The organism is Streptomyces sp. NPDC055078 (genome assembly GCF_053607985.1).
In genome coordinates this window covers 1-11,665 of sequence record NZ_JBSGUP010000222.1, presented here as the reverse complement: position 1 = coordinate 11,665, position 11,665 = coordinate 1, and the positions used below count along the sequence as shown (strand labels likewise).

General features: G+C 70.2%; 11 protein-coding genes. 7 read left to right on the top strand and 4 right to left on the bottom strand.

All coding sequences use genetic code 11. The annotated features are described in order from the left end of the window. The 3 genes from ACWF94_RS19740 to ACWF94_RS19730 all read right to left on the bottom strand — a co-directional run. Positions 1-1,093, bottom strand: a 1,093-nt coding sequence (locus tag ACWF94_RS19740; protein WP_453489650.1) for a DegT/DnrJ/EryC1/StrS family aminotransferase, incomplete at its 3' end; no start/stop codon positions are given. A gap of 46 nt (positions 1,094-1,139) precedes the next feature. Further along, the gene (locus tag ACWF94_RS19735) at positions 1,140-1,850 is read right to left on the bottom strand and encodes a class I SAM-dependent methyltransferase (protein WP_453489647.1); all 711 of its coding nucleotides are present in this window, start codon (positions 1,848-1,850) and stop codon (positions 1,140-1,142) included. 96 nt (positions 1,851-1,946) lie between these two features. Beyond that, a complete protein-coding gene (locus ACWF94_RS19730) occupies positions 1,947-2,726 on the bottom strand; it encodes a cyclase family protein (protein ID WP_453489644.1) in 780 nt (259 codons plus the stop codon). Between the two features lie 198 nt (positions 2,727-2,924). Between ACWF94_RS19730 and ACWF94_RS19725 the strand changes: the two genes are divergently transcribed. From ACWF94_RS19725 to ACWF94_RS19715, 3 genes are all read left to right on the top strand, one after another. Continuing rightward, positions 2,925-3,365, top strand: a complete 441-nt coding sequence (locus ACWF94_RS19725) for a nuclear transport factor 2 family protein (protein ID WP_453489641.1) — start codon at positions 2,925-2,927, stop codon at positions 3,363-3,365. Between the two features lie 49 nt (positions 3,366-3,414). After that, positions 3,415-4,353, top strand: coding sequence for an NAD-dependent epimerase/dehydratase family protein (locus ACWF94_RS19720; RefSeq protein WP_453489638.1), 939 nt, complete (start codon positions 3,415-3,417; stop codon positions 4,351-4,353). Between the two features lie 93 nt (positions 4,354-4,446). After that, positions 4,447-4,707 (top strand): phosphopantetheine-binding protein, encoded by a 261-nt coding sequence (locus ACWF94_RS19715; RefSeq protein WP_453489635.1) that lies wholly within the window; start codon positions 4,447-4,449, stop codon positions 4,705-4,707. A 132-nt stretch (positions 4,708-4,839) separates the two neighbouring features. Here the strand turns inward: ACWF94_RS19715 and ACWF94_RS19710 are convergent, their stop codons facing one another. Next, positions 4,840-5,559 carry a class I SAM-dependent methyltransferase gene (locus tag ACWF94_RS19710; RefSeq protein WP_453489632.1) on the bottom strand — a complete coding sequence of 240 codons (720 nt, stop codon included), beginning with the start codon at positions 5,557-5,559 and terminating at the stop codon, positions 4,840-4,842. Positions 5,560-5,793: 234 nt separating this feature from the next. On the opposite strand from ACWF94_RS19710, the gene ACWF94_RS19705 reads away from it, so the two are divergent. From ACWF94_RS19705 to ACWF94_RS19690, 4 genes are all read left to right on the top strand, one after another. Continuing rightward, on the top strand, positions 5,794-7,086 hold the full coding sequence (locus tag ACWF94_RS19705) for an aromatic ring-hydroxylating oxygenase subunit alpha (protein ID WP_453489629.1): 1,293 nt from the start codon (positions 5,794-5,796) through the stop codon (positions 7,084-7,086). Positions 7,087-7,216: 130 nt separating this feature from the next. Continuing rightward, positions 7,217-8,434 (top strand): methyltransferase domain-containing protein, encoded by a 1,218-nt coding sequence (locus ACWF94_RS19700; protein ID WP_453489626.1) that lies wholly within the window; start codon positions 7,217-7,219, stop codon positions 8,432-8,434. A gap of 46 nt (positions 8,435-8,480) precedes the next feature. Next, the gene (locus ACWF94_RS19695; protein WP_453489623.1) at positions 8,481-9,830 is read left to right on the top strand and encodes an activator-dependent family glycosyltransferase; all 1,350 of its coding nucleotides are present in this window, start codon (positions 8,481-8,483) and stop codon (positions 9,828-9,830) included. 206 nt (positions 9,831-10,036) lie between these two features. Then, a complete protein-coding gene (locus ACWF94_RS19690; protein ID WP_453489620.1) occupies positions 10,037-11,662 on the top strand; it encodes a BBE domain-containing protein in 1,626 nt (541 codons plus the stop codon). Positions 11,663-11,665: the final 3 nt, after the last annotated feature.

The following is an 11,665-nucleotide window of genomic DNA, read 5'->3' as shown; positions in this document are numbered from 1 at the left end:
CGTCACGCAGGGCGCTGATCACCTTGTCCTGCACATCCGCGGCCAGCGTGGGGTACATGGGCAGCGAGAAGATCTCGTGCGCTGTCTTCTCCGTCACCGGCAGGGACCCGTTGGCATAGCCGAGGTGGGCGAACCCAGTCATGGTGTGGACCGGCCACGGATAGCTGATGTTCAGTGAGATGTCGTAGCCCTTCAGCGCCTCGATGACGGCGTCGCGCCGAGGATGGCGCACCACATAGACGTAGTAGACATGGTCATTGCCCGGCACGGTCGTGGGCAGCACCAAGTCGGTGCCGGCGAGGCCCTCGGCGTAGCGGCGTGCCACGGCCCGCCGGTCCGCGATGTACTCGTCGAGTCTGCGCAGCTTGCGGCGCAGGATCTCCGCGTGCAGTTCGTCGAGGCGGCTGTTGTGCCCCGGTGTCTGGACGACGTAGTAGCGCTCCTCCATGCCGTAGTACCGCAGCCGCCGCAGGTTCGCGTCCACCTTCGGGTCAGCGGTGATGACGGCGCCGCCGTCGCCGTACGCGCCGAGCACCTTGGTGGGGTAGAAGGAGAAGCCCGCGGCGGCGCCCCAGCTCCCGGCGATCCGGCCGTGCCTGCGGGCGCCGTGGGCCTGTGCGCAGTCCTCGAAGATCAGCAGACCGTGGGCGTCCGCCAGGGCCGTGAGGGCCGCCATGTCGACGCACTGGCCGTAGAGGTGCACCGGGAGGAGGCACCGGGTGCGCGGGGTGATGGCGGCGGCCACCTGGCCGATGTCCATCAGATAGGTGTCGGGGTCGATGTCGACGAAGACGGGGGTCGCCCCGACGGAGTCGATGGCCACCACCGTCGGCGCGGCGGTGTTCGACACGGTGATCACCTCGTCACCGGGCCCCACCCCGATCGCCTGCAGCCCCAGCTTGATCGCGTTGGTGCCGTTGTCGACCCCGACCGCGTGCCCGACTCCGTGATAGGCGGCGAACTCCTCCTCGAAACCGCGTCCGCTGTCGCCGAGGACGAGCCGGCCGGAGCGCAGCACGGTCTCGATCGCGTCGTGGATGTCGTCCCGCTCGTTCTCGTACTCGCGCAGGTAGTCCCATACGTATGTGGTCATGGGTGTGCCACTGTCTCCGCTCGTGTCGGGCGTGCGCCTCGGGTCGTCACTGCCGTACGCCGACGAACAGACCGCGGCCGGTCGGGTCGCCGGGGAGGTATTCGACGGTGCACCCCGCGTCGGTGAACGCCGCGAGGTACTCGTCCTTGGTGAAGAGGGTCAGCACATCGATCTCGGTGAACTCCCTGATGCCGTCGCGGTCGCCGACCAGGAACCGCACCTCCATCCTGGTCGCGCGCCCCTGCAGTGTGGAGTGCGAGATCCGGGCCACGGTGCGGCCGTTCTCCCGGCCGAGGTCGCCCGCGACATAGCCCTCGACATGGTCCTCGGGAAACCACCACGGCTCGATGACGAGCACGCCACCGGGGCGCAGATGCCGGGCCATCGACCGTACCGCGTCCCGCATGTCCGAGACCGTGCCCAGATAGCCGATGGCGCAGAACATGCACACCACCGCGTCGAAGGTACGGCCGAGGTCGAAGCCGCGCATATCGCCGGGGTGTACGGTCACCTTCGGCAACCGCTGATGGGCCAACTCCCGCATGGGTTCGGCGAGTTCCAAACCCTCGGTGTGCTCGAACAGCGTGCCGAAGGTCTCCAGGTGTGCCCCGGTGCCGCACGCGACATCGAGCAGGGACCCCGCCGCCGGATGCCGGGACCGCACCGTATCCGTGACATAGGCGGCCTCGGCGGGCCAGTCCTTGCCGCGGCTGCGGTAGAAGATCTCGTAGACCTCGGCCAGCTCCCGTCCATACATCTGCAGTCTCCTGTCGGTCGAAGGGCACCAGGTCGTGTCGTCAAAGTCCCGTCTGCCCGACGCGCCCTGGGGCGCTGCTGACACGAACGCCCCAGGTCAGTCGTCGACCATGGCGACCGCCCTGGTCCAGCCCGCGCCCGCACCCGCGATCTTCACCGGGAAACACACGACGGTGAAGGCGGACGACGCGGGAAGCGCGTCGAGGTTGGCCAGCCGCTCGATCTGGCAGTACTCGCGCTCACGGCCGGTGAAGTGGGCGGGCCACAGTACCGAACGGTCACCCGTTTCCCGGTACCGCCGGATGATGTGGGTGAACGGCGCGTCCAGGCTGAACGCGTCGGTGCCGATCACCCGCACCCCCAGATCCAGCAGCAGGTGCACGGCCGGCCCGTCCAGTCCGGCGAACTCGGTGAAGTACGCGGGGGTGCCCGCCCGCGCCGAGGCGCCCGTGCGCAGCAGGACGATGTCCAGCGGTGCCGGGGTGCGGCCGATCCGCTTGAACTCCTCCTCCAGCCGCGCCGCGCCGACAGCGCCGGTCGGCGCGTCGGTGAGGTCCAGCACGACCCCCGGATTGCAGAACCACTCCAGCGGCATCCGGTCGATGTGCTTCGGCACACCGTCACCGTAACCGGCCCGGGAGCCGTAGTGCGACGGTGCGTCGACATGGGTGCCGGTGTGCGAGGTCAGGGTGATCCGGTCGAGCGACAGGAACTCCCCGTCGGGCAGCTCGTCGGGATCGAAGTCGATCCCGAAGTGCTCGCGCATCTCCGCACTCATGTGCTCCGCACCCTGGCGGGGCGTCAGCACCTCATGGACCACCGGGTCAGGCTCATAGGCCCTGGCATCCACCGCCGAGGACAGGTCGATCAACCGCACACGGACCTCCCACGTACCGCCGTACCGCTCACGCCGTCGTCCCAGATCGTGCTCGCAGGCAACGGAGAAGCGCTCAAACCTCACTCGGCTCCCGTCGGCCGGGTTCGAGCCGATGTCGAAGGGCGTCGGCGATCGTCGCAGGTGCCCGGCGTTCGGATCGGATCCGGACGCGGCCAGCGTGAGGAGGACGTGGTGGTAATGCGAACGGGAACCCCGTCGTCGGTCGATGTGTCCCTCTATGCCGAAGTACAACAGTTCTACGCCCACCATATGCATCTGCTGGACGCCGGCGACGGCGCGGGGTGGGCGGGGACCTTCACCGAGGACGGCTCGTTCGCGCCGCCCTCGAAGCCGGAACCCGTCGTCGGCCGGGCAGCCCTCACCGAGGGCGTCAACCGGGCAGCCGCCGGGCTGGCGGAAGCGGGCGAGACGCACCGGCATCTGCTCAGCATGGTCCGGGTGCTGCCGCACGAGGACGGTGCCCTGAGCGTCCGCAGCTACGCGCAGATCATCGCCACGCCCAAGGGCGGCAGCCCCAGGCTCCATCTGATGTGTGTGTGCGACGACGTGCTGGTGCGGGTGGACGGCGAGCTGAAGGTGCGCGAGCGCCGGGTCACCCGTGACGACCGGCCCGCGTGACCCCGCCGCCGGGGGAGGGGCTCCCCGGACAGCAGGGGAAGGGGACGGTGTGACGACCGGCCCGCGGGAAACCGGCCGCCCCGGCACGGTCGCCGTGCTGGGCGCGACCGGCTGCGTCGGACGGCAGGTGTGCGCCGCGTTCTCGCGCGCGGGCCACCAGGTGCTCGCCGTCGCCCGGCGGCCCGCGCCGCACACGGCCGCCCATCCCTTCGTGCCGTTCGACGTGGCCGCGGCGGAACCGGCGGAGATCGCCGGTCTCCTCGCCTCGAAGGGGGTTGGGGTGGTGGTCAACGCCACCGGCGGCTGGGTGGTGACCGAGGAGGCGATGCACCATGCCCATGTGCGGCTGGTGGACCGGCTGGTGGCCGGGGTCGCCGAGGTGCCCTGGCGCCCTCGCCTCGTCCATGTCGGCACCATCCACGAGTACGGATTCGTGCCGTCCGGCACCAGCATCGACGAGTCGGTGCCGCCCCGGCCGAGTACTCCGTACGCCCGTACCAAACTGGCCGGATCGCAGGCCGTGCTGGCGGCGGCCCGCGTCGGTGACATCGACGGAGTCGTGCTGCGCGCGGTCAATGTGTGCGGACCGCACCCGTCGGAGGCGAGCTTCCTGGGCGACGTCCTGCGCCGGCTGCGCGCACTGTCCCCGGGGGAGCGACTCGAACTGATGATCGCCGACGCCGCCCGCGACTACATCGATGTGCGCGATGTGGCATCGGCGGTGGTCAGGGCCGCCGGCGCGGCGGCATCCGGCGCGGTGTTCAACATCGGGCGCGGCGAGGCCCCGACGATGCGCGAGCTGGTGTCGACACTGGTCGAGGTGGCCGGATTCCCGCCGGACACCGTCAAGGAGACCGGCGGGCCCGTACAGAGCAAGGGCGGCGGCTGGACCAGGGCCGATATCCGGAACGCGACCCGGCTGCTGGGATGGCGCCCGGAGTTCGGTCTGCGCGAGTCCTTGCGCGCCATGTGGGAACCGGCGGGCTGACCCTTGTCCTCGGCCCTCGCCTTCTGCCTCGCCGTGCGCGCGGCACCGTCCTTTCGGCAAGCCTTCTCGCCGACAAGCAGAGAGGAACGTGCGATGAGTGAACTCACCCTGCCGGCCCTGGTCGAGATCTTCCGCCAGTGCGCGGGCGAAGCGGAGGGGGTGGATCTGGACGGCGAAGGCGTCGGTGACATCGAGCTGGACGCCCTCGGATACGACTCGCTCGCCCTGCTGGAAGCGGTCAGCCAGGTGGAGCGGAAGTTCTCGATCGGCATGCCGGAGTCGGCGGAGACCCGTATCCGGACGTTCAACCAGTTCGTCGACCAGGTCAACGAGCAGCTGGCGCGGCGGCGCTGAACCGGGCGGGTGAGGCTGTGGGCCCGATACCGACGGGGCACCGGGCGCGGCGGCGCCCGGGCCGGGTCGCCGGGGCGCTGGTTCGCTGGTTCGCCGGGAACAGCGAGCCGGCGCGGCGCTCGTCCCGTCGGGTCAGGCCGTGGACCGGACGCCGATGAACAGACCGCGACCGGCGGGCTCGACCGGGATGTAGTCGACGCGGAAGCCGGCGGCGGTGAACGCCGCTTCGTACTCCTTCCGCGAGAACAGCCCGATCAGATGGGACTCATGGAAGTGCCGCACCCCTGACGCGCCGTCGGCGACGAGATAGTGCACACTCATCCGCGACGCCGCGCCCTCCCGCACGGAGTGGGAGACCCTGGCCATGGTCCGTTCCCCGACCGTCACCGTACTGCCGGCGACATGGCCGTGCGCATACGTCTCCGGGAACCACCAGGGATCGACGGCCAGCACACCGCCGGGGGTCAGATGCCGTGCGAACCGTCGCAGGGCGTCGACCAGCGCGGACTCGGTCAGCAGATAGCCGATCGAGCCGAACATACAGGTGATGACATCGAAGGTGCGGCCCAGCTCGAACGTCCGCATATCGCCGATGTGCACGGGGGCGTGCGGCAGTGCCTCGCGCGCGACCTCGGCCATCGGCTCGGAGAGTTCCAGCCCGGCCACCTCGCCGAACAGCTCGTCGAAGCACCGCAGATGCCCTCCGGTGCCACAGGCCACATCGAGGAGAGTCGCGGCATCGGGCTTGTGCTCCCGTACATGCCGGGCCACCTCGGCCGCTTCCCGGAGGTAGTCCTTGCCGCGCCCGCGGTGGATCAGCTCGTAGATCTCGGAGAGTTCGGCTCCGTACACGGCGACCTCATTCGTCTCGCGCCGACAGGGGTGCGGGGTTGTCCACCGCAGCGGTGTGCGTTGCCACCGGAGCCCCGATGATCGGGCGGGAGACTAGAGGAACGCCGGAGACCGGCTGGACGCGCCGGGTCCCCGCCCCCGCCGGGACGGCCGGGCGGGCAGTCGAGCGGGCCTCGAATCGGCCCTGCCACGGTCGGGGGGACCACGTTTCGCGGCACAGGTTGGAGTCCCAGCGTGAGCACAGGCCAGAGTGTCGAAGGGAAACACCGGGGCACGGCGCACAACGGCGTGGGGAGCGGCGGCGGGGGCGCGGACCGGCAGTCCGCCGAGGTCGCCGGACCGGCGGCCGAGCCGTCCGCGGAGGTCGCGGAACCGGCGGCCGAGCCGTCCGCCGAGGTCGCCGGACTGCTGGCCGAACTGCGCCGCTATCTGGAGCGGGCACCCCAACTGAGCCTCCCGCCGCGCGCGTTCGCCTCGCCGGAGATGTACGAGCTGGAGCGCACCCGGATCTTCGGGCGCTCCTGGGTGCTGATCGCCCACCGAGACGAACTCGCCGAGCCGAACAGCTATGTCTCGGTACGTGTCGCGGGCGAGCAGGTGGTGGTCACCCGCGACAAGGACGGTGCCCTGCACGGCATGTCACCCATCTGCCGGCACCGTATGATGCCGCTCCTCGAACCAGGCAGCGGCCGTGCCGAGTCCTTCACCTGCCCGTACCACCTCTGGCGGTACCGTCTCGACGGCAGTCTCATCGGCGCCACCCATATGCGCGGGAACCCGGAGTTCGACCCGAAGAAGTGCCGGCTGCCCGCCTTCGCGGTGGAGGAGTGGCTCGGCTTCGTCTATGTGAACCTCGACCCGGCCGCCGCACCGCTCGCGCCCGAGCTGAGCCGGGTATCCGCCGATGTGGCCAACTACCGCTTCGAGGACATGGCGCAGATCGCGTCCTGGAACGAGGAGTGGCACTGCAACTGGAAGCTGGCCGTCGAGAACGCCCATGAGAACTACCATGTGATGGGATTCCACCCCGACACCCTCCAGCCGTCGACACCCGGCGGGTCGCACACGGACGTACGGGTCGACTCACCGTGGGCGCTGCGCCTGCTCGTCCCGTTCAAGGAGCCACAGGAGACCGCCGTCCTGCCGCTGGACGACCGGCAGAAGGCCCATCTGTACGGCATCTTCGTCTTTCCCACGGCAAGTCTGGCGGCGGCCGGTGAGATGGTCATCTGGCTGAGCTTCCTCCCGCAGTCCATCGACCGGACCCTGGTGCGCGGCGGCATCCTCGTACCGGGTGTCGCGCTGGAGGGCGCCGACCCCAAGGAGATGCGCGCGCACGCCGAGTCGTACGCGGCCGTGATCAACGGTGAGGACCAGCGCGGACTGGAGGCCGTCCAGAGCGCGGTGGGGTCACGGTTCGCCGAGCGCGGCCATCTGAGCCCCAAGGAGCCCGGTGTCGTGGCCTTCTACCAGAGTCTGGCCCGGGCCATGCTGCGCGGCGAGGGCGACTGGCCGGGAGGACTGTGAGTCGGCCGGGGGAACTGTCGGTCCGCCGGGGGGACTGTGGGTCGGCCGGGAGGACTGTGGGTCCGCCGGGCGAACGCCTGCCCGCCACTGCACGTCATGACGATCGCTACTCAAGGAAGTGGGCTTCCATATGCTCAGTTGTCGGATCTGCGGTGGTCGGCTGCACGAGTTCATGGACTTCGGGCGGCAGCCGCTCTCCAGCGGTCTGCTCGAACCGGAGTACATCGGTGACGAGTTCCTGTTCCGGCTGGCCGTCGGTGTGTGCGGCGCGTGCGGCATGGTGCAGCTCGTCGAGGAAGTGCCGCGCCACCTGATGTTCAACAGCCACTATCCGTATCTGTCGTCCGGTTCCTCGGTCATGCGCAAGCACTTCGAGCGCACCGCACAGCACTTCCTGGAGACCGAGCTGACCGGGCCGGACTCCTTCGTGGTCGAACTGGGCTGCAACGACGGTGTCATGCTCCGCGTACTGTCCGAGGCCGGTGTCCGCCACCTCGGCGTCGAACCGTCCGAGAGCGTGGCCGACCTCGCGCGGCGCCAGGGCATCCGGGTCACCACGGAGTTCTTCCAGGAGTCGACGGCGGCCGAGATCCGGACGTCCGACGGGCCCGCGCAGGTCATCTACGCGGCCAACACCATCTGCCACATCCCCTATCTGGACTCCATCTTCCGGGGTGTGGACGCGCTGCTCGCACCGGACGGGGTGTTCGTCTTCGAGGACCCCTACCTCGCCGACATCGTCGACCTCGCCTCCTTCGACCAGATCTACGACGAGCACTTCTACTTCTTCTCCGTCTCATCGGTGAGCGCCATGGTCCGGCAGTTCGGCTTCGAACTGGTCGACGCGCAGCGCCTGCCCGTGCACGGCGGCGAGGTCCGCTACACCATCGCCCGCGAGGGTCGGCGCACCCCCACACCGGCGGTCGCCGAACTGCTGGAGCGGGAGCGGGTGCGCGGGCTGTCGGACCTGGACACCCTGAAGGGCTTCGTCGCCCAGGTCGAACGGAACCGGGACGAACTGGTCTCCCTGCTACGCGAGTTGCGCGCGGAGGGCCGGACGGTCGTGGGGTACGGAGCCACGGCCAAGAGCGCGACCGTGGCCAACTACTGCGGCATCGGCCCCGACCTCGTCTCCTTCATCTCCGACACCACCCCCAACAAACAGGGGCGCCTGACCCCCGGCTCCCACATCCCGGTGCGGTCGCGGGAGGCTTTCGAGGACCCCTACCCGGACTACGCCGTCCTGTTCGCCTGGAACCACGCCGACGAGATCATCGCCAAGGAACAGCAGTTCCGGGCTTCGGGCGGCAAATGGATCCTCTACGTCCCGGATGTACGCGTGGTGTGAGCGCCCCGCGCCGCCGTCGCCGCCCGCAGCCAACGAAGGGAGCCCCATGCGGGTCCTGTTCACCACGTACTCCGCCAAGTCACATCTGTCCGCCCAGGTCTCGCTGGCGTGGGCCCTGCGGGCGGCCGGCCATGAGGTCCAGCTGGCCGGCCATCCCGATCTCGTGGACGACATCAAGCGTACGGGCCACACCGCCGTACCGGTCGGTGCCGCCCTCGACCTCGCCGGGAAACTGGAGGAGTACGACTACGAGGCGCAGGACGACGGCGAGTGGGGCGGGGACGGTGGCGCGGGCGGCCACAGCGGCATAGCCGAGCGGTTCGAGTACTGGACGAACATGACCGAGATCCGCCCGGAGAAGCTGTCCTACGAATACATGCACGGCGTCTTCACCGCCATGACCACCCATGTCTTCCAGCAGTTCTCCGACCCGGCCATGGTCGACGACCTGGTCCGGCACGCGCGCTGGTGGCAGCCGGACCTCGTCGTCTGGGACGCGCTCACCTTCGCCGGACCGGTGGCCGCGCGGGCCTGCGGGGCGGCCCAGGTCCGGCTGCTGTTCGGTCTGGACCTGATCGGCCGGATGCGCGCGTCCTATCTCGACGCGCTGCGCCGGGTGCCCGCCGGCCGGCGGGAGGACCCGATGGAGGAGTGGCTGGGCTGGACCATGCGGCAGTACGGCGGGGAGTTCGTCGAGGACCTGGTCGTCGGCCAGCGCACGATCGACCCGCTGCCGCCCTCGCTGCACTTCCCGGCAGGCGCCGACCGGGTGCCGATGCGCTTCGTGCCCTACAACGGCGGTGCCGTCCTCCCGGACTGGCTGCGCGAGCCGCCCGGCCGCAAGCGGATCTGTCTGACGCTGGGTGTCTCGCACCGTGAGGTGTACGGCGTCGACCGGCTGCCGATCGGGGAGGTGCTCGCGGCCGTCGACGGATGGGACGTCGAAGTGATCGCGACACTGAACGAGGCCCAGCTCGCCTCCGTCACCAAAGTGCCGGACAACGTCCGCGTGGTGGACTTCGTCCCGCTGGACGCCCTGCTGCCCAGCTGTTCCGCGGTCATCCACCACGGCGGCGCGGGCACTTTCAACACCGCGCTGAGCTGCGGGGTGCCCCAGCTGATCCTGCCCGACGGGGTGTGGGACACCGACCACAAGGCACGTCTGCTGGAGGAGGGGGGAGCCGGGCTGCGGGTGGCGGACCCCGAGCGGGCGGACGCCGCGTCACTGCGCGGCATGCTCACCCGCCTGCTGGATGATCCCTCCTTCACCGCCGCCGCCGGCCGCTTGCGCCGGGAATCGCGGGACATGCCCGCGCCCAGCGCCGTCGTACCGGTGCTGGAGGAACTGGCCGCCGCGAACCGCGAGGCGCGGACCCGGCGGCACCCGAACGACTGAACCGGGGCGTGTCACCCGCCCGAGCCGGACGCGTCACCAGCCGATCACACACCAACGCCGATCACAGACCAACACCGACCACACGCATACACCGAGCACCCGAGCACCCGAGCACCCGAGTACCTGAGTACCTGAGTACCTGAGTACACCCAACACACGAGTACACCCAACACAACGAGTACACCGGACAGACGGGGGAGTGGGCAGTGGGAGAGTTCTCGCGCCGCGGGTTCATGGCGGGCACGGTCGCGGCGGGCGGCGCCGCCGCACTGGGCGGACCCGGTACGGGGGTGGCGGCGGCGGACACCGCGGCCGGTACCTGTCTGCCGCCGCCCCCGGCGGCCGACATCGGACGGTCCGACCCCCGCTACGCGGAACTGACCGCCCGAGGATACAACGGGCGCTTCGCCGGCCGGCCGGAGTCCGTACGGCTGGTCCACCACGCCGACCAGGTCGTGGACGCGGTCGGCGACGCCGTACGGGCCGGCAAACGGATCGTGGTCCGCAGCGGCGGACACTGCTTCGAGAACTTCGTCGACGACCCGGACGTACAGGTCGTCGTCGACGTCTCCACCATGAAGTCGGTCGCCTACGACCCGGCGCACCGCGCGTTCGCCATCGGCTCCGGCGCGACACTCGGAGAGGTCTACCGGAACCTGTATCTGGGCTGGGGCGTGACCGTGCCCGCGGGCGCATGTCCCGGTGTCGGCGCGGGCGGGCACTTCGCGGGCGGCGGCTACGGCGGACTCTCCCGCCACCACGGCTTTGTCGCCGATCACATCTACGGCGTCGAGGTGGTCGTCGCGGACCGCGGCGGCCGGGCCCGGCTGGTCCTGGCCACCCGGGAGCGCACCGATCCCCACCGGGATCTGTGGTGGGCCCACACGGGCGGCGGCGGTGGGAACTTCGGCATCGTCACCCGTTATCTGATGCGCTCGCCCGACGCGCGCGGCGACGACCCCGCCGCCCTGCTGCCCCGACCGCCCGCGAGCACCCGGTCCATCACCGTCACCTGGGCCTGGCCGGACATGACCGAGCCCGCGTTCGTACGGCTCCTGCGCAACCACGGCGCATGGCACGAGAGAGAGTCCGGCACCGGATCCCGCTACGCGCCGCTCAGCAGCTGGCTCGTCCTCAACCACCGGGTCAGCGGCCGGTTCACCCTCGTGGCGAGCGTGGACGCCGCGCTGCCGCAGGGGAAGGCACTGCTCGACGAATACGTCGCCGCGGTCACCGCGAACACCGGTGTGCGCAACACCACCGAGGAGTCGACCGCGCTCTGGATGAAGTCCACGCTGACCGTCGACCCGTACAGTGGCGGCGGCTACCCCTTCAAGTCCAAGGCCGCGCTGCTGCGCAAGGGCTGGACGGAGGCACAGATCCGCACGGTCCACCGCTATCTCAACGAGGGCGGGGACGACCACCAGGGGTCGGCCGTGTATCTCTCCTCGCTCGGCGGCAGGATCGGCGCGGTGGCACCGTCCGCGACGGCGATCCCGCACCGCGACTCGATCTTCAGCGCGACATACGAGACCTCATGGTGGCCCGGTATCTCGGGCGATGCGCAACTGGCCTGGGTGCGCGGACTGTACCGGGACGTGTACGCGGACACCGGCGGCGTCCCCGTGCCGAACGCCGCCAACGGTGGGGCCTACATCAACTACCCGGACGCCGACCTGGCCGACCCCCGGTGGAACACCTCCGGAGTGCCGTGGCACACGTTCTACTACCGGGACAACTACCCCCGGCTCCAGCAGGTCAAGGCACGTTGGGACCCCGGGAACGTCTTCCGGCACGCCCTGTCGGTCCGGCCACCGGTCCGCAAGCGGTAGCCG

Bases quoted from the DNA above. Each gene is read 5' to 3' on its own strand.
- ACWF94_RS19700 (WP_453489626.1), top strand. From the start codon at position 7,217: ATGCTCAGTTGTCGGATCTGCGGTGGTCGGCTGCACGAGTTCATGGAC.
- ACWF94_RS19695 (WP_453489623.1), top strand. From the start codon at position 8,481: ATGCGGGTCCTGTTCACCACGTACTCCGCCAAGTCACATCTGTCCGCC.
- ACWF94_RS19725 (WP_453489641.1), top strand. From the start codon at position 2,925: ATGCGAACGGGAACCCCGTCGTCGGTCGATGTGTCCCTCTATGCCGAA.
- ACWF94_RS19715 (WP_453489635.1), top strand. From the start codon at position 4,447: ATGAGTGAACTCACCCTGCCGGCCCTGGTCGAGATCTTCCGCCAGTGC.
- ACWF94_RS19735 (WP_453489647.1), bottom strand. From the start codon at position 1,850: ATGTATGGACGGGAGCTGGCCGAGGTCTACGAGATCTTCTACCGCAGC.